Raw genomic sequence first — 14,815 nt, forward strand, 5'->3', positions numbered from 1 at the left:
TCATGAACTATACACAAATATTGCTTCGACCGCATGTTTCCGAAAAGGCGACGCAGGTCAAAAGCTTTGCGAATCAGGTTGTGTTTCAGGTTCATCCTGACGCCAACAAGATTGAAATCAAGCAGGCAGTTCAGGAAGCCTTTGACGTGAAGGTGGCCAAGGTGAATGTCGCACGCAAAAAAACGCTTACCCAGCGCAAGGCCAATCGCCGACTTGTTCGGACTCCCGGTTTTCGCAAAGCATACGTGACCCTGGCCGAAGGCGAGAAAATCGATTTTTTTGAAGGGGTCTAGTCAATGTCTATACGCAAGCTTAAACCAACGTCTCCGGGAACGCGTTTTCAGACAATTTCTGAATTCGAAGAAATCAATCGCGGCACCCCTGAAAAATCGCTGACCAAAGGCCGTTCCAAGAAAAGCGGGCGGAACAATCTGGGGCGTATCACATCCAGGCGTCGAGGCTCTGGAAATAAACGCCGCTACCGGATGATCGACTTCAAGCGTGACAAGTGGGATATCCCTGCCAAGGTCGCCTTCATCGAATACGATCCCAACCGAAGTGCCAGGATAGCATTGCTCCATTATGCGGATGGGGAAAAACGCTACATCCTTGCACCCAACGGCGTGAATGTCGGCGATTCAATTTTGGCGGGCAACAATGCCGATATTTTCCCTGGAAACGCAATGACCCTCTCCCGGATTCCCGTGGGCACGATCATCCACAATATTGAGATGGCTCCAGGCAAAGGCGGGCAAATGTGCCGCAGTGCCGGGACATATGCCCAGCTCGTCGCCAAGGAGGACAAATATGCACTCCTGCGTTTGCCCTCCGGTGAAGTGCGCAAGATCCTCGTCACCTGTCGGGCAACGGTTGGCCAGGTCGGCAATACGGACCATGAACAGATTTCCATCGGCAAAGCCGGTCGGAATCGGTGGCTTGGTCGTCGTCCCAAGGTTCGCGGCGTTGCGATGAACCCGGTCGACCATCCCTTGGGCGGTGGTGAAGGCAAGAGCTCAGGCGGACGTCACCCCTGTACCCCTTGGGGCAAACCCACAAAGGGATACAAGACCCGCAACCGCAGAAAACAGTCTTCGCAACTCATCGTTAAACGACGCGGCCAGAAATAGGAGTCACGGATATGCCACGGTCAATTAAGAAAGGCCCTTTTGTAGATGAGCATGTGCTCAAGAAAGTGACGAAGGCCCAGGAAACGAACGATCGCAAAGTGATCAAGACCTGGTCCCGGCGTTCGACGATTGTCCCGGAAATGGTCGGTATGACATTTGCCGTGCACAACGGGAAAAAATTTATTCCTGTTTTTGTGACGGAAAACATGGTCGGTCATAAGCTTGGTGAGTTTTCACCCACCAGGACGTTTCATGCCCATGCTGGTGGCAAAAAGAGTGCCGTGAAAGGCAAAAAGTAGTTCTGGAGGCCTGTGATCATGGAAGCTAAATCTGTTGCACGGTACGTGCGCATCTCATCGCAAAAAGCTCGAGTTGTTGCCGCCAATGTCAGGGGCAAGAATATTGAAGAAGCACGGAAAATATTGAAGTTTACCCCCAAGAAGGCAGCCGCGGTTCTGGACAAGATCCTTCATTCCGCAATTGCCAATGCCGAGCAACTCGGTGGTGTGGATGTGGATACCTTGTATGTCAAAAACATCATTATCAATGATGGTCCGACTTGGAAAAGAATCCGTCCTCGAGCCATGGGCCGCGCCTATCGGATCTTGAAGCGGACGAGTCACATTACCATCATTGTTGAGGAAGCGTAGGAGGATAGATAATTGGGCCAGAAAACGCATCCCATTGGTTTCCGTCTTGGTTATACCAAGAATTGGCAGTCCAGGTGGTTCAGCAAAAAGGATTACGCAGCCTTTGTCTATGAAGATAAGCAGATCCGTAATTTTTTGAAGAAAACTCTGTATCATGCCGGCATCTCCAAAATTGAAATTGAACGTGCCGCAAACAAGATTCGGCTTATCCTCTTTACCGCACGACCTGGAATCGTCATTGGACGAAAGGGTGTGGAGATCGAAAACTTGAGAGCAACGTTGAAAAAGCGATTTCAAAAAGATTTTGCTCTTGAAGTGATCGAAATTCGTCGTCCGGAAACAGATGCGCAACTGGTTGCCGAGAACGTCGCCCTGCAGCTGGAACGTCGAGTCGCTTTCCGGAGGGCAATGAAACGCACCGTCGGACTGGCACGAAAGTTTGGCGCCGAGGGCATCAAGATCAGTGTCGCCGGAAGACTTGGCGGCGCCGAAATTGCCCGAAGCGAGTGGAATCGCGACGGACGCGTTCCGCTGCATACGCTGCGGGCGGATATCGATTATGGGCAGGCCATTGCGAAGACAACGTACGGTGTGATCGGCGTGAAGGTCTGGATTTTCAAAGGTGAGATACTTGATGAGGTGATTCAGTAATGTTGAGTCCCAAAAAAGTTAAATTTCGAAAACAACAGAAGAATCGTATCAAGGGCATGGCCCTGAGAGGAAGCAGTGTTGTTTTCGGCGATATAGGTCTCAAGGCTCTTGAGCCGGGTAAGTTGACCAACCAGCAGATAGAGTCGGCACGTATTGCCATGATGCGTCACATCAAACGTGGCGGAAAAGTTTGGATTCGCGTGTTCCCGGACAAACCCGTCACGGCCAAGCCCGCTGAAACCCGTCAGGGGAAAGGCAAGGGCGCTCCTGTTGGCTGGTGCGCACCAATACGCAGAGGACGCGTGCTTTATGAAATCAAGGGCGTCAGCATTGAACTGGCTTCCGAAGCACTGCGCCTTGCTGCATACAAGTTGCCTATCAAGACGAGTATCGTCCTGAGGGAGGCGTAAAAATATGAAAACATCTGAACTTCGTGAACTTTCTAGCACAGAGCTTCAAGATAAACTTCTTGAGTTTCAGAAAGAACTGTTCAATCTTCGATTTCAGCACAAAACCGCTCAGTTGGAAAATACGCAGCGATTGCCATTTGTCCGAAAAACAGTTGCGCGGATTTTGACGGTTATGCGTGAACAAAACGCAGGAGCAAGGTCATGAATACTGAACTCAAGCAGAAGACGAAACGCACAGAAATCGGCGTTGTCATGAGCAACAAGGCTGAGAAAACCATTGTCGTTTCTGTCAATAAACTGGAAAAGCATCCTTTGTTCAAGAAATATATTCGACGAAGAAAGAAGATGATGGCCCATGATGAGCAAAATGTTTGCAACATCGGGGATAAAGTTGAGATTATTGAAAGTCGTCCTTTGAGTAAACGCAAATGCTGGCAGCTCAAGCAAGTGCTGGAAAGAGCTGTATAAGAGGCAATCATGATACAAGTTCAATCGATGCTTGATGTCGCGGACAATTCCGGGGCAAAGAAAGTCTTCTGCGTCAAGGTGCTTGGCGGCAGTCATCGCAGATATGCCTCTATTGGAGACATAATTGTCGTCTCCGTCAAAGAAGCCATGCCGCATTCCAAGGTCAAGAAAGGCGAAGTAATGCGTGCCGTGATCGTCCGCACCAAAAAAGAAGTGAATCGTCCTGATGGTTCATTCATTCGCTTCGACAACAATTCCGCCGTACTTTTGAACAAGCAGAACGAGCCTGTTGGAACACGCATTTTTGGACCGGTTGCCCGTGAATTGCGTTCCAAGAATTTCATGAAAATTGTTTCGCTGGCTCCCGAAGTTCTGTAGGTATATGCCATGAAGAATCGAAAAATTTTGAAGAACGACAAAGTCATGGTTATGGTTGGGAAAGATAAAGGCAAGATCGGTAAAGTATTAAAACTCTTTCCTAAGACAGAACGGATCCTCATCGAGGGTGTGAACAAGGTGAAGAAACATTCCAAGGGAAACCCCTACAAAGGTGAAACCGGTGGAATCAAAGAAAAAGAGTCACCCTTGCACCTGTCCAATGTGAATCTTGTTTGCGACAATTGCGCCAAGCCGACACGCGTCGGCTACAAGCACATCGATGCAGACAAAAAGGTCCGTTTTTGTAAAAAGTGTAACGAAATTATTGCTTAAACAAGGTGCGTCATGTCCAGGTTGCAGGAAAATTATAAGAACAAGGTCGCTCCTGAGATGATGAAGGAGTTTGGGTACTCTTCAGTGATGGAGATTCCACGTATACAAAGCATCAGCTTGAATATCGGTCTTGGTGAAGCATCCCAGAACAACAAGCTGATCGAAGATGCCGTCACTGAATTGACCCAGATTGCCGGTCAAAAAGCAGTCGTCACCAGGGCGAAAAAATCCATTGCCGCTTATAAGCTGCGCGAAGGAATGCCCGTGGGATGTCGTGTTACCCTGCGACGGGAACGCATGTGGGACTTCCTGGACAAGCTGGTCTCTTTTTCACTGCCGCGCGTTCGCGACTTTCGAGGCATACCTGATCGCGGATTCGACGGAAGAGGCAACTTTACCATGGGAATCCGAGAACATACGATTTTTCCTGAAATCAACATGGATCGCATTGATCGTGTCAAAGGCTTGAATATCACCATAGTGACCACTGCTTCCACCGACAAAGAGGGCAAGACCCTTCTGCAGTTGTTGGGCATGCCATTTAAAAAATAACTTAAGGAGGATGCTTTGGCTCGAACTGCACTCATCATCAAGGCTGCCAGAAAGCCGAAATTTTCTTCGCGCGCCTACAACCGGTGCCCTGTCTGTGGCCGATCGCGAGCATTTTTAAGACGCTTTGGTCTCTGTCGAATTTGCTTCCGAAACATGTCCCTGGCCGGTGAGTTGCCTGGGGTAAGAAAATCAAGTTGGTAACGAGGACTGCCCATGCTGCTCAATGATCCCATAGCGGATATGCTTGCACGTATTCGTAATGCGCAAAAAGCATTGCATAAAGATGTATTTATTCCTGCTTCAAAGATGACTGAATCAATTTCCGTCATCCTGAAGGAACACGGATTTGTATCAGATGTCTCCAGGGAAGAAGGCAAGCTTCGGATTGTCCTGAAATATCTTTCTTCCAAAGGCGCCATCTCAGGGTCACGGCGACTGAGCAAGCCTGGTTTGCGGATTTATGTCGGCGCTAAAGACATTCCTGCCGTACAAAACGGACTGGGTATCGCCATCCTTTCCACACCGAAAGGTGTTCTGGAAGGGCGCAATGCCCAGGGCAATAATGTCGGCGGGGAACTGCTCTGCGAAATTTGGTAAGGAGAAGTAACGATGTCACGCATTGGAAAAAATCCGGTTCCCGTGCCTCAGGGCGTAGAGATCAGATTCCAGAAAGATCTGATCAACATCAAGGGACCGAAAGGTGAATTGCAGACGCCGACGCATCCGGCAATTCAATATGAGCTGAAGGATAATGCCGTTCACTTGTCACGTGCTGACGACTCGCGAACAGCTCGTGAACAATTTGGCCTGCGTCGAACATTGCTCGCGAATTCCGTCAAAGGCGTCACGGATGGTTTTCAAAAAATTCTTGAGGTGATTGGGGTCGGTTACAAGGTTGCGGTCGAAGGTTCAAAGATAACCTTGAACGTCGGATTTTCGCACCCCGTTGAATACGTCCTGCCATCAGGGATGACAGCCAAGGCTGAAGGAAACAAGTTGACGATCAGCGGCATCAGCAAGGAGCAAGTCGGCGAAGTTGCCGCGCAGATTCGGCGTTTTCGCCCACCAGAGCCATTCAAGGGCAAAGGTATCAAGTATGTTGATGAAGTCATCCGCCGCAAGGCCGGTAAAACTGGTAAAAAATAGGTTTGATCCATGAAATACACGAAATCTCAAGCCAGAATGCGGCGCAGGCAACGTATTCGTAAAAAAATCAGCGGTACTGCTCAACGGCCACGCCTGGTAGTGTTTCGTTCCAATGCGTACATCTATGCCCAGCTCATTGATGATGAGAAAGGTCACACGCTCGTGTCGGCATCCTCATTCGCCATGGCGAAGGAAAACGGTTCCACGGCCTTTAACCGAGATGTTGCCACTCAAGTTGGAAAGGATCTCGCCGAGAAGGCGAAGTCCAAGGAAATTCTCCAAGTTGTTTTTGATCGCAGCGGATACATCTATCACGGTAAAATCAAGGCTCTTGCCGACGGCGCTCGAGAGGGCGGACTTCAATTTTAATGGGGACCTTCATGGAACAGACGCAACTAGGATTCATTGAGAAGATTGTCTATTTGAACCGCGTGGCCAAGGTTGTCAAAGGCGGACGCCGTTTCAGTTTCAGCGCTTTGGTGGTTGTGGGCAACGGTAAGGATTCCATCGGCTATGGCCTGGGCAAAGCCAACGAGGTCCCTGAAGCCATACGCAAGGCAACGGAACGCGCTCGCAAGTCGATGCAGAAGATCAACCTGGTCGACGGGACGGTTCCGTACAAGGTCGAAGGTCAATACGGCGCAGGACGGGTAGTTTTGAAACCCGCTTCCAAGGGAACGGGCATCATAGCCGGCGGTCCCGTACGAGCCGTGATGGAAGCTGTTGGTGTCAGCGACATATTGACCAAGGCTATTGGAACAAACAACCCTCACAACGTGCTTAAAGCGACAGTGCAGGGCCTGGTATCCTTGCGATCCGCCGAACAGGTCAGCAATCTGCGCGGCCAATCCGTCAAGCTGATACGTTGATTCCTTATTCCGGCATGCGCCTCCACTGTCGAGGCATGTTCCGGTTGTAACATATTTGGAAGGACATCATGAGATTACACGAGCTGTATCCATTTTTAGAAGAACGGAAATCGCGCAAGCGAGTAGGTCGCGGTTCCGGCAGCGGAACCGGCTGTACCTCCGGTAAAGGCAATAAAGGACAAAAATCCCGTAGCGGCGGCACGAAGGCTCCCGGATTCGAGGGCGGACAGATGCCTTTGCAGCGCAGGCTCCCCAAGGGCGGCTTCAAGAATCCGTTCCGTGTCGAATATGCGGTTGTGAATCTTGATCGCCTTTTGGAAACGTTTCCCAACGCCGAATCCATTTCCCTGGAAGAAATGTATAATGCCGGGTTTGGCAAGAAGGGAATGCCGGTGAAGGTTCTTGCCCGGGGAACTGTTTCCACATCCGTCCGTGTTGAGGCCCACAAATTCAGCAAACAGGCTATAGATAAAATTACTCAAGCCGGTGGCCAAGCCATTGCCATGGAAGGCGAGCAGAGTGCAGCAGACAACGAGTAAAGCAGGAGGGCTTGCGGAACTCAAACGCAAGATTCTCTTTACCTTTTTGTTACTGGCAACATGCCGGATCGGGGTCCATATTCCTGTGCCAGGCGTCGATTCACGCGCAATGGTGGATTTTTTTGCCAGTATGCAAGGTACGCTCTTCGGCATGTTCGACATGTTTGCTGGCGGGGGGTTGAGCAACCTGTCGATCATGGCCTTGGGCATTATGCCCTACATTTCCGCTTCCATCATTATTCAGCTTTTGACGGTGGTCAGTCCTGAATTGAAAAGGTTGAAGGAAGAAGGAGCTGCCGGTCGCAAGAAAATCACCCAGTATACACGATATGGAACTGTGCTCATCGCCGCCATTCAAGGGCTCGGCATCGCCATTGGAATTGAAAACATGACCAGTCCGGCCGGAGTTCCCGTCGTCCTTGAGGGAGGTTGGGCTTTTCGACTGACGACAATCATCACTCTTGTTTCCGGCACGGTTCTCCTGATGTGGATTGGGGAACAGATTACCGAATATGGTATCGGCAACGGCATTTCCCTGATCATATTCGCAGGTATCGTTGCCCAGTTGCCAGGTGCCATTATCAATACATTCCGCCTGATGAGCGCGGGACAGATCTCCTTGTTCGTCGCGATTCTGCTGGCGGTGCTGGTTGCTGCTGTTCTGATATTCATCGTCTTCATGGAACGTGGACAGCGCAGAATTCCGATCCAATACGCCAAACGCATGCTTGGCCGTAAAATGTACGGTGGGCAGACGACCCATCTGCCGTTGAAGATCAATACCGCCGGTGTTATTCCACCCATTTTCGCATCTTCAATGCTGATGTTTCCGGCAACGCTGGCTTCTTTCTCGCAATCAGAGATTCTGAACAGGATTTCAGTTGTCTTCGATCCGGCGAGCATTATATATAACACTGTTTTCGTGGCCTTGATCATCTTTTTCTGCTATTTCTATACGGCTATCATCTTTGATCCCAAGGATATCGCCGAGAATATTCGCAAGCAGGGCGGTTTCGTCCCCGGAATCCGTCCTGGATTGAAGACCCGAGAATATATCGATACCGTTCTGAGCCGGATCACCTTGTGGGGCTCCTTATATATATCAGCGATCTGTGTTCTCCCCATGCTGCTCATATCCCAGTTCAACGTTCCGTTCTATTTCGGCGGAACTGGTGTCCTGATTGCCGTCGTCGTCGCGATGGACACCATGAGCAAGGTGGATTCCTATTTGATCACTCATCAATATGAAGGATTGATGCAAAAGACACGGATTAAAGGCAGGCGTTAGTGAAGAAGTTTCTCGGTATTTATCTCAAGAACGAGAATGAGATAAATATCCTTCGTGAAGCAAACCGGATCGTTTCCATTATTCTTGATGCACTGCAGGAAAGTATACGACCTGGTATCAAAACCCTGGAACTCGAAGAAATCGCGTTAACCTGGTGTTCCAGATTTAACGTCAAACCGGCATTTCTTGGTTACCGCGGATTTCCCTATGCCTTGTGCTGTTCCGTGAACGACCAGGTTGTGCATGGTTTTCCTTCGGATCGATACCTTGACGAAGGCGACATTGTCAGTCTTGACTTTGGAATCGTGTATCAGGGGTTTTATGGTGATTCGGCACGCACGTTTGCTGTCGGAAACATTTCGCCCAGCTCTCAAAAATTGATCGATGTCGCCCGTACCGCCCTGGATATCGGAATACAGTCAGCGGTGGTCGGGAATCAACTTTATGACATATCCCGGTCGATTCAGAATTATGTAGAGGGAGAAGGTTGTTCGGTTGTAAAACGATTTGTCGGACATGGAATTGGGCGAAGTCTTCATGAAAAACCCGAAATTCCAAACTTCGTTCCTCAAAGATATAATGACATACCATTGAAAACCGGCATGGTGCTAGCAATTGAGCCAATGGTTACTGCCGGTAAAGATGAAGTGGAAATTCTTCCTGATCGTTGGACAGCCATCACAAAAGATCGAAGTCTTGCCGCTCATTTTGAACACACAATAGCCTTGACTTCCAACGGACCGGAAATATTGAGCAGAAGTCAAGCCGAATACGTTCAAGCGTGAGATACCTGAGTCGCGATTCAAACCATTATTTGCGGCAAGTTCGTTATTGATCATTCAAGCATTGTATTGCCCAACGTGATGAACCAAGAATATTCAACACCTTCTGACGGAAATATGTGGAGCGAGCTATGAAAGTTAAACCATCTGTGAAGAAAGTTTGCGACAAGTGTCAGATCATACGTCGCAATGGCATTTTACGGGTTATTTGCGAAAACCCACGTCACAAGCAACGACAAGGATAATGGAGGAAACGTGGCACGAATTTCCGGGGTTGATTTACCCAAAAACAAGCGGATGGATATTGCCTTGACGTATATTTACGGCATAGGCCGAACTACTGCTTTAAAAGTCCTGGATGCCACAAGCATTGCTTGGACCAAAAAAACAGATGATCTTACGGCTGACGAGGTCAACGACATCCGAAAGATTATCGAATCAAATTATAAAGTCGAAGGTGACCTGCGTCGGGAAGTGACCAGCAACATCAAGCGACTTATGGATATCGGATGCTACCGGGGACTGCGCCATCGCAAGGGGCTTCCCGTTCGTGGCCAGAGCACGCACGCCAATGCGAGAACACGCAAAGGACCTCGTCGCTCTATCGTCGGCAAGAAGAAAAAGTAAGAACCTTGTTTCCAGATATTAACCCATTGGACATACCAGGGACAGGAGCATAATCAGCATGGCAAAACCTGCTCGTAAAGTCGGCAAGCGGAAAGAGAAAAAAAATATTCCACTGGGAATCGCTCATATCCAGGCCAGTTTCAACAATACCATTATTTCTTTCACCGATCAGAAAGGAAACGTCATCAGTTGGGCCAGTTCTGGAATGGCCGGCTTCAAGGGGTCACGGAAAAGCACTCCCTTTGCCGCGCAATTGGCAGCGGAAACAGCTGCACGCAAAGCACAAGAACAGGGAATGCGCACGGTCGGTGTTCTTGTCAAAGGACCAGGATCAGGACGCGAAGCAGCCATGAGAGCTATAAATCGGGTTGGTTTCCAGGTTACCTACATTCGGGATATCACACCGATTCCCCATAACGGTTGCCGTCCGCCCAAACGAAGACGTGTTTAACGCAGATTTAGTGGAGGTTATAGATTTTGGCCAGATATACAGATGCTAAGTGCCGCATATGCCGCCGGGAAGGTTCAAAGCTTTTTCTGAAAGGCGATCGCTGTTTTACCGATAAATGTGCTTATGAACGACGTCCATATGCTCCCGGGGATCACGGCCGAGCGCGCAAAAAGTTCAGTGACTATGCCCTTCAGTTGCGTGAAAAACAAAAATTGCGTCGAACCTTTGGTATTTTGGAAAAACCGTTCCGCAACTATTTCTACAAGGCCGACAAACAGCGTGGCGTAACAGGTACAAACCTGCTGCTGCTCCTTGAAACGCGCATTGACAATGTCGTTTACAGAATGGGCTACGCCAATTCCAGGGATCAGGCCCGGCAATTGATTCGTCATGGCCATTTCACCTTGAACGGACATAAGGTCAACATTCCTTCACTCCGGATGCGCATCGGCGATGAGGTGATGGTCAAGGAACCGAGTCGCAAGGTACCGGTTATTCAGGAAGCGCAACAGGTTATTGCCCGTCGCGGCACTCCGTCCTGGCTTGAAGTTGACGGATCGCAATACAAGGGCAAGTTGGTCGCCGTTCCGACACGCGAAGATATATCATTTCAGATCAACGAACAGCTCATTGTCGAACTGTATTCAAAATAATCTTTGCAGGTGTAAAGAATGTTCATTCGAAAAGGCGACAAGTTACTCAATACCCGCAATTGGACGGAACTGGTCAGACCGGACCAGCTTGTCAAGGACAAGCGTTCGTCCTCCTCCTATGGCAAATTTGTTTGCGAGCCATTGGAGCGGGGTTTTGGGACAACCATTGGCAATGCTCTTCGGCGTGTGCTGCTTTCCTCCATGCAGGGCGCAGCCATCGTCGCAGTTCGCATAGAGGGTGTGCAGCACGAATTCACGACCATTCCCGGCGTACTTGAAGATGTAACGGATATTATTCTTAATCTGAAACAGGTTCGATTGGCCATGACCACTGAAGAGCCGCAGCGTCTTCAGCTCACTGCGAACAGCAAGGGGCAAATCACTGCAGCGTCCATTCAGGAGAATCAGCGGGTCAAGATCGTCAACCCTGACCAGGTCATCGCAACCCTCACTGACGACATTGACTTCAAGCTCGAACTTGAAGTGCGCATGGGGAAGGGATATGTCCCGGCTGACATCCACGAGGGACTGGGTGAGGAAATCGGTTTAATCGCCATTGATGCAAGCTTCTCGCCTGTCGTTAAGGCCGCCTATTCCGTCGAGCAGGCTCGGGTTGGTCAAATGACCAATTACGACAAACTGGTCATGGAGATCTGGACGGACGCCTCGGTCCGGCCGGATGATGCCCTTGCCTATGCGGCAAAAATACTCAAAGACCAGTTGTCCGTCTTCATTACCTTTGACGACAGTGAAGACGAACAGGGAACTTCGAGCCAGTCACATCAAGATATTGATCCGTTGCTGTTCAAATCGATAGAAGACCTTGAACTCTCGGTACGGGCGACAAATTGCCTGAAAAGTGCCGGCATCGCCATTTTTGGCGAGCTAGTTCAAAAATCGGAACATGAAATCCTTGAGACCCGCAATTTTGGCCGCAAATCTCTTGAGGAAATTCGGCGCGTGGTCAATAAAATGGGATTTGATTTTGGTACTGTCGTGCCCAATTTTGAAGAGAAATATCAAGAATGGCTGAAGAAGGAAGAGAATAATGAGACACAGGAAGAGCGGTAGAAAATTCAACCGGACACCGGCACATCGCAAAGCCATGTTTCGAAATATGGCCACGGCACTGATTACGCATGGTCGCATTCGAACAACGGAAGCCAAGGCAAAAGAGTTGCGCGGCGTTGTTGAAAAGCTTGTCACCACTGCAAAACGTAATGATTTGCACTCCCGACGACTGGTTTACAAGGCATTGGGCAGCCATACGCTTGTCAAAAGATTATTTGAGGAGATCGCTCCCTTGTACCAGGGTGTTCCCGGTGGATACACCCGTGTACTCAAGTTCGGCGACCCTCGACCAGGCGATTGCGCTCCTTTGGCCATGATTGAATTTACCAAATATGCTGAAATTGGCGTACCGACCACGCAGGATGCCGGCGGAGCTGATCAAACTGAGCCAGAAGCCGCCGACAAGTAGAAATTATACGGCAGAGCTTCGGCTCTGCTTTTTTTTGCACCTACTGATAGATAAAAACTATTAGTCTCCATTTAATCCATGGATATCCGTCAACTCAGAGCCTTCAGCAAAGTTTACGAGCGAAGAAGTTTTTCCAGGGCCGCCGAAGATCTTTTTTTATCTCAGCCCACCATCAGCGCGCATGTGGCCTCTTTGGAACAACTCATGGAGGTTTCTTTTTTTGACAGGCTCGGGCGTGGGATTCAGCCAACCCAGGCTGCTGATATCCTGTACCGCCATTGCGAGACGGTCTTTGCCGCATTGGACCAGGCCGAGACGGAAATCCGGTTGCTCTCGAACAAGGTTTCGGGCGAATTGGTTCTGGGCGGCAGCACCATCCCCGCCAACTACTTGCTTCCCTCGGTGCTGAACAAGTTCTTGATACGATATCCTGATGTTACCATATCTCTGATTCAAGGTGATTCGCGAGAAATTGTGAAACAAATCCTGCACGGAGATGTTTCCATAGGGATTGTTGGGGCCCAGGAAAATGTTACTGAACTTGAATTTGTGCCCTTGTTTGAGGATTCTCTGGTTGTATTGGCAGCGCCTGATTTCCTTCAGGCGTATGAGCCGCCTCTTTCACTTGATTGCATAACACGGATGCCATGGATCGTGAGACAAGCTGGTTCCGGAACACGGCTTGCCACGGAATCGGCTCTTCAGACAGCCGGTTTCTCTCCCAGGATGCTAAAGGTGGCCAGCATTGTGGACAGTACCGAATCGTTGCTGCGGTTTGTCCGGTGCGGCCTTGGAATTGCGGTCAGTTCCAAACTGGCGGCACGCGATTACATCCAGCGTAAAGAACTCATTGTTCTTGATGTCCCCGAGTTGCAATTCCAGCGCAGTTTTTATGTTGTCCACAATCCACACCGCCACCAGTTTCCCGTGGTCAGATTTTTTCTTAAATTTTTGATTGACACCATGGCGAAGCCGACTTCATTGCCGGTGACGTGACTCGGATGAATTTTGCTTTCCAAAATGTTTCCTTGGCGTCACCTGCGCCATGAGCGAAGCGGCCCTCGCCCCGCCCTCACTTTGTTCAGGAAAGTTGTCATTAGCCACGGACAGCCAGGGCAAAGTGAGTGTGGGGGCGGTTCATAACTTGTATTTTCTTGCAGGCTATCAGGAATAAGTCACTAATGTGAGGGGTATGCGATGACGACTTCCAGCACCTTCAATCTTGTTCAAACCGTATCCGCCGCTGGTTGAGCCTCCAAATTGTCTCCAGGGGACCTGGAGAGCATTCTGGATGGTCTGGTCAGTGAGCAGGATGAGCGTTTGATCTCTGGAACGGCGAATGCCGAAGACGCCGCGATTGTGCGCTTTCCATCAGGCATGGCCCTGGTGCAGACGGTTGATTTCTTCACGCCCATTGTCAATGACCCGTTCTGGTTTGGCCAAATTGCCGCCGCGAATTCCCTTTCGGATATATATGCCATGGGGGGGGAGCCGCTGTGTGCCATGAACATTGTCTGCTTTCCCATCAAGACGATGTCCAAGGATATTCTGAAGGAGATCTTGCGGGGCGGTTTGAGCAAAATCCAGGAAGCCGGCGCGGTTCTGGCCGGCGGGCACAGCGTGGAGGATCAGGAAATCAAATATGGATTGTCCGTTTCAGGTGCTGTCGCTGCTGACAAGTTTGCAACCAATGGCGGTTTGCAGACCGGCGACCTGCTGATTCTGACGAAGCCTCTCGGATCCGGAGTTTTGGCGACAGCCCTCAAGGCTGCTCTTCCCGGCGCCGACAAGCTTGAAGAACAGTTGCATCATTGGGCGGCCCGCCTGAACCGTGTTGGTGGGAAAGTCATTGCGCAGCTCGGCTTGAAAGGAGCCACGGACGTAACGGGTTTCGGCCTTGGCGGTCACCTTTTGGAAATGGCCAAGGCGTCCAACAAGTCCATCCAACTGGATGTGGGCAAGGTTCCGATCATGGAAAAGGCTCTTGAGTTGGTTGACATGGGGATGCTCCCCGCGGGAAGCTTCGCCAACAAAAAATACTGCGCCGCTCAGGTCCATGTGGAATCCAGCGTTGATCTCGTTCGGGCGGATTTGATGTTTGATGCCCAGACATCCGGCGGCCTGGTTCTTGGCGTGCCGGAACATCATTTGGCTGAAGCCCGTGATTTGCTTCTCAAAGGCGGGGATAATGCTGATGTCGTTGGGCGGGTTTTGCCCCATGAACCCGGGATGCCCCGCCTGGTTCTCGGCTAGTTTACCCAGGGAACTGCTCAGCAAACAGATGTCAGCCGGAAACAGATCCCGGGGGGGTGTTTTCTCGGTGTCGCAGAATGGGCAGCAGGAATGCCTAATTCGCATTTATTCATCAAAATCGAGGAAAAGACCTGGATTCCAGCTATCGCCGGAATGAC

27 protein-coding genes are annotated in these 14,815 nt (G+C 50.0%); all 27 read left to right on the forward strand.

Going from position 1 to position 14,815, the window contains the following annotated elements; translation table 11 throughout:
- Window positions 1–2: 2 nt before the first annotated feature.
- Entirely contained in the window at window positions 3–293 is a 291-nt protein-coding gene (rplW, locus tag ACYQ15_RS20235; RefSeq protein WP_459939281.1) for a 50S ribosomal protein L23, read from the forward strand.
- A gap of 3 nt (window positions 294–296) precedes the next feature.
- Window positions 297–1,127, forward strand: a complete 831-nt coding sequence (gene rplB / locus ACYQ15_RS20240) for a 50S ribosomal protein L2 (RefSeq protein WP_459939282.1) — start codon at window positions 297–299, stop codon at window positions 1,125–1,127.
- A gap of 11 nt (window positions 1,128–1,138) precedes the next feature.
- Window positions 1,139–1,426: a 30S ribosomal protein S19 gene (gene rpsS, locus ACYQ15_RS20245; RefSeq protein WP_459939283.1), complete on the forward strand. Its 288-nt coding sequence runs from the start codon at window positions 1,139–1,141 to the stop codon at window positions 1,424–1,426.
- Window positions 1,427–1,444: 18 nt separating this feature from the next.
- Window positions 1,445–1,777, forward strand: a complete 333-nt coding sequence (gene rplV, locus ACYQ15_RS20250) for a 50S ribosomal protein L22 (RefSeq protein WP_459939628.1) — start codon at window positions 1,445–1,447, stop codon at window positions 1,775–1,777.
- Window positions 1,778–1,789: 12 nt separating this feature from the next.
- Window positions 1,790–2,428: a 30S ribosomal protein S3 gene (gene rpsC, locus ACYQ15_RS20255; RefSeq protein WP_459939284.1), complete on the forward strand. Its 639-nt coding sequence runs from the start codon at window positions 1,790–1,792 to the stop codon at window positions 2,426–2,428.
- Window positions 2,428–2,838: a 50S ribosomal protein L16 gene (gene rplP / locus ACYQ15_RS20260; RefSeq protein ID WP_459939285.1), complete on the forward strand. Its 411-nt coding sequence runs from the start codon at window positions 2,428–2,430 to the stop codon at window positions 2,836–2,838. The genes rpsC and rplP overlap by 1 nt, the downstream gene beginning before the upstream one ends.
- Before the next feature lie 4 nt (window positions 2,839–2,842).
- A complete protein-coding gene (rpmC, locus tag ACYQ15_RS20265; protein WP_459939286.1) occupies window positions 2,843–3,043 on the forward strand; it encodes a 50S ribosomal protein L29 in 201 nt (66 codons plus the stop codon).
- The gene (gene rpsQ / locus ACYQ15_RS20270) at window positions 3,040–3,306 is read left to right on the forward strand and encodes a 30S ribosomal protein S17 (protein WP_092118192.1); all 267 of its coding nucleotides are present in this window, start codon (window positions 3,040–3,042) and stop codon (window positions 3,304–3,306) included. Before rpmC ends, rpsQ begins: the two co-directional genes overlap by 4 nt.
- Window positions 3,307–3,315: 9 nt before the next feature.
- A complete protein-coding gene (rplN, locus tag ACYQ15_RS20275; protein ID WP_031388519.1) occupies window positions 3,316–3,684 on the forward strand; it encodes a 50S ribosomal protein L14 in 369 nt (122 codons plus the stop codon).
- A gap of 9 nt (window positions 3,685–3,693) precedes the next feature.
- Complete coding sequence (gene rplX, locus ACYQ15_RS20280) at window positions 3,694–4,017, forward strand: 50S ribosomal protein L24 (protein WP_459939287.1); 324 nt, start codon at window positions 3,694–3,696, stop codon at window positions 4,015–4,017.
- Between the two features lie 12 nt (window positions 4,018–4,029).
- The gene (rplE, locus tag ACYQ15_RS20285; RefSeq protein ID WP_459939288.1) at window positions 4,030–4,569 is read left to right on the forward strand and encodes a 50S ribosomal protein L5; all 540 of its coding nucleotides are present in this window, start codon (window positions 4,030–4,032) and stop codon (window positions 4,567–4,569) included.
- 15 nt (window positions 4,570–4,584) lie between these two features.
- Entirely contained in the window at window positions 4,585–4,770 is a 186-nt protein-coding gene (locus tag ACYQ15_RS20290; protein WP_092118201.1) for a type Z 30S ribosomal protein S14, read from the forward strand.
- A gap of 15 nt (window positions 4,771–4,785) precedes the next feature.
- Window positions 4,786–5,166 carry a 30S ribosomal protein S8 gene (rpsH, locus tag ACYQ15_RS20295; RefSeq protein ID WP_459939629.1) on the forward strand — a complete coding sequence of 127 codons (381 nt, stop codon included), beginning with the start codon at window positions 4,786–4,788 and terminating at the stop codon, window positions 5,164–5,166.
- A 12-nt stretch (window positions 5,167–5,178) separates the two neighbouring features.
- Window positions 5,179–5,715: a 50S ribosomal protein L6 gene (gene rplF, locus ACYQ15_RS20300; RefSeq protein ID WP_459939289.1), complete on the forward strand. Its 537-nt coding sequence runs from the start codon at window positions 5,179–5,181 to the stop codon at window positions 5,713–5,715.
- Between the two features lie 9 nt (window positions 5,716–5,724).
- The gene (gene rplR, locus ACYQ15_RS20305) at window positions 5,725–6,084 is read left to right on the forward strand and encodes a 50S ribosomal protein L18 (protein WP_459939290.1); all 360 of its coding nucleotides are present in this window, start codon (window positions 5,725–5,727) and stop codon (window positions 6,082–6,084) included.
- 11 nt (window positions 6,085–6,095) lie between these two features.
- A complete protein-coding gene (rpsE, locus tag ACYQ15_RS20310; RefSeq protein ID WP_459939291.1) occupies window positions 6,096–6,584 on the forward strand; it encodes a 30S ribosomal protein S5 in 489 nt (162 codons plus the stop codon).
- 68 nt (window positions 6,585–6,652) lie between these two features.
- Window positions 6,653–7,123, forward strand: coding sequence for a 50S ribosomal protein L15 (rplO, locus tag ACYQ15_RS20315; RefSeq protein WP_459939292.1), 471 nt, complete (start codon window positions 6,653–6,655; stop codon window positions 7,121–7,123).
- Entirely contained in the window at window positions 7,104–8,411 is a 1,308-nt protein-coding gene (gene secY / locus ACYQ15_RS20320; protein ID WP_459939293.1) for a preprotein translocase subunit SecY, read from the forward strand. Before rplO ends, secY begins: the two co-directional genes overlap by 20 nt.
- Window positions 8,411–9,196 carry a type I methionyl aminopeptidase gene (gene map / locus ACYQ15_RS20325; protein WP_459939294.1) on the forward strand — a complete coding sequence of 262 codons (786 nt, stop codon included), beginning with the start codon at window positions 8,411–8,413 and terminating at the stop codon, window positions 9,194–9,196. Before secY ends, map begins: the two co-directional genes overlap by 1 nt.
- A gap of 128 nt (window positions 9,197–9,324) precedes the next feature.
- Window positions 9,325–9,438, forward strand: coding sequence for a 50S ribosomal protein L36 (rpmJ, locus tag ACYQ15_RS20330; RefSeq protein ID WP_084031770.1), 114 nt, complete (start codon window positions 9,325–9,327; stop codon window positions 9,436–9,438).
- A gap of 10 nt (window positions 9,439–9,448) precedes the next feature.
- The gene (rpsM, locus tag ACYQ15_RS20335) at window positions 9,449–9,820 is read left to right on the forward strand and encodes a 30S ribosomal protein S13 (RefSeq protein WP_459939295.1); all 372 of its coding nucleotides are present in this window, start codon (window positions 9,449–9,451) and stop codon (window positions 9,818–9,820) included.
- 58 nt (window positions 9,821–9,878) lie between these two features.
- Window positions 9,879–10,271: a 30S ribosomal protein S11 gene (gene rpsK, locus ACYQ15_RS20340; RefSeq protein ID WP_092118222.1), complete on the forward strand. Its 393-nt coding sequence runs from the start codon at window positions 9,879–9,881 to the stop codon at window positions 10,269–10,271.
- 26 nt (window positions 10,272–10,297) lie between these two features.
- Window positions 10,298–10,924 (forward strand): 30S ribosomal protein S4, encoded by a 627-nt coding sequence (gene rpsD / locus ACYQ15_RS20345; RefSeq protein WP_459939296.1) that lies wholly within the window; start codon window positions 10,298–10,300, stop codon window positions 10,922–10,924.
- An 18-nt stretch (window positions 10,925–10,942) separates the two neighbouring features.
- A complete protein-coding gene (locus ACYQ15_RS20350) occupies window positions 10,943–11,995 on the forward strand; it encodes a DNA-directed RNA polymerase subunit alpha (protein ID WP_459939297.1) in 1,053 nt (350 codons plus the stop codon).
- Window positions 11,973–12,404, forward strand: a complete 432-nt coding sequence (rplQ, locus tag ACYQ15_RS20355; protein WP_459939298.1) for a 50S ribosomal protein L17 — start codon at window positions 11,973–11,975, stop codon at window positions 12,402–12,404. The genes ACYQ15_RS20350 and rplQ overlap by 23 nt, the downstream gene beginning before the upstream one ends.
- 78 nt (window positions 12,405–12,482) lie before the next feature.
- Window positions 12,483–13,400, forward strand: a complete 918-nt coding sequence (locus ACYQ15_RS20360) for a selenium metabolism-associated LysR family transcriptional regulator (RefSeq protein WP_459939299.1) — start codon at window positions 12,483–12,485, stop codon at window positions 13,398–13,400.
- Window positions 13,401–13,601: 201 nt separating this feature from the next.
- Window positions 13,602–14,657, forward strand: coding sequence for a selenide, water dikinase SelD (gene selD, locus ACYQ15_RS20365; protein ID WP_459939300.1), 1,056 nt, complete (start codon window positions 13,602–13,604; stop codon window positions 14,655–14,657).
- The last annotated feature ends 158 nt before the right edge of the window (window positions 14,658–14,815 follow it).

Source organism: Desulfonatronum parangueonense (genome assembly GCF_054656975.1).

Excerpts from the sequence above, each read along its gene's own strand:
- rpmJ (WP_084031770.1), top strand. The coding sequence starts at position 9,325 with ATGAAAGTTAAACCATCTGTGAAGAAAGTTTGCGACAAGTGTCAGATC.
- ACYQ15_RS20360 (WP_459939299.1), top strand. The coding sequence starts at position 12,483 with ATGGATATCCGTCAACTCAGAGCCTTCAGCAAAGTTTACGAGCGAAGA.
- rplQ (WP_459939298.1), top strand. The coding sequence starts at position 11,973 with ATGAGACACAGGAAGAGCGGTAGAAAATTCAACCGGACACCGGCACAT.
- rpsS (WP_459939283.1), top strand. The coding sequence starts at position 1,139 with ATGCCACGGTCAATTAAGAAAGGCCCTTTTGTAGATGAGCATGTGCTC.
- rplV (WP_459939628.1), top strand. The coding sequence starts at position 1,445 with ATGGAAGCTAAATCTGTTGCACGGTACGTGCGCATCTCATCGCAAAAA.
- rplF (WP_459939289.1), top strand. The coding sequence starts at position 5,179 with ATGTCACGCATTGGAAAAAATCCGGTTCCCGTGCCTCAGGGCGTAGAG.
- rplX (WP_459939287.1), top strand. The coding sequence starts at position 3,694 with ATGAAGAATCGAAAAATTTTGAAGAACGACAAAGTCATGGTTATGGTT.
- rplP (WP_459939285.1), top strand. The coding sequence starts at position 2,428 with ATGTTGAGTCCCAAAAAAGTTAAATTTCGAAAACAACAGAAGAATCGT.
- rplE (WP_459939288.1), top strand. The coding sequence starts at position 4,030 with ATGTCCAGGTTGCAGGAAAATTATAAGAACAAGGTCGCTCCTGAGATG.
- rplB (WP_459939282.1), top strand. The coding sequence starts at position 297 with ATGTCTATACGCAAGCTTAAACCAACGTCTCCGGGAACGCGTTTTCAG.
- ACYQ15_RS20350 (WP_459939297.1), top strand. The coding sequence starts at position 10,943 with ATGTTCATTCGAAAAGGCGACAAGTTACTCAATACCCGCAATTGGACG.
- rplO (WP_459939292.1), top strand. The coding sequence starts at position 6,653 with ATGAGATTACACGAGCTGTATCCATTTTTAGAAGAACGGAAATCGCGC.
- rpmC (WP_459939286.1), top strand. The coding sequence starts at position 2,843 with ATGAAAACATCTGAACTTCGTGAACTTTCTAGCACAGAGCTTCAAGAT.
- rpsE (WP_459939291.1), top strand. The coding sequence starts at position 6,096 with ATGGAACAGACGCAACTAGGATTCATTGAGAAGATTGTCTATTTGAAC.
- rplN (WP_031388519.1), top strand. The coding sequence starts at position 3,316 with ATGATACAAGTTCAATCGATGCTTGATGTCGCGGACAATTCCGGGGCA.
- rplR (WP_459939290.1), top strand. The coding sequence starts at position 5,725 with ATGAAATACACGAAATCTCAAGCCAGAATGCGGCGCAGGCAACGTATT.
- rplW (WP_459939281.1), top strand. The coding sequence starts at position 3 with ATGAACTATACACAAATATTGCTTCGACCGCATGTTTCCGAAAAGGCG.
- rpsK (WP_092118222.1), top strand. The coding sequence starts at position 9,879 with ATGGCAAAACCTGCTCGTAAAGTCGGCAAGCGGAAAGAGAAAAAAAAT.
- rpsQ (WP_092118192.1), top strand. The coding sequence starts at position 3,040 with ATGAATACTGAACTCAAGCAGAAGACGAAACGCACAGAAATCGGCGTT.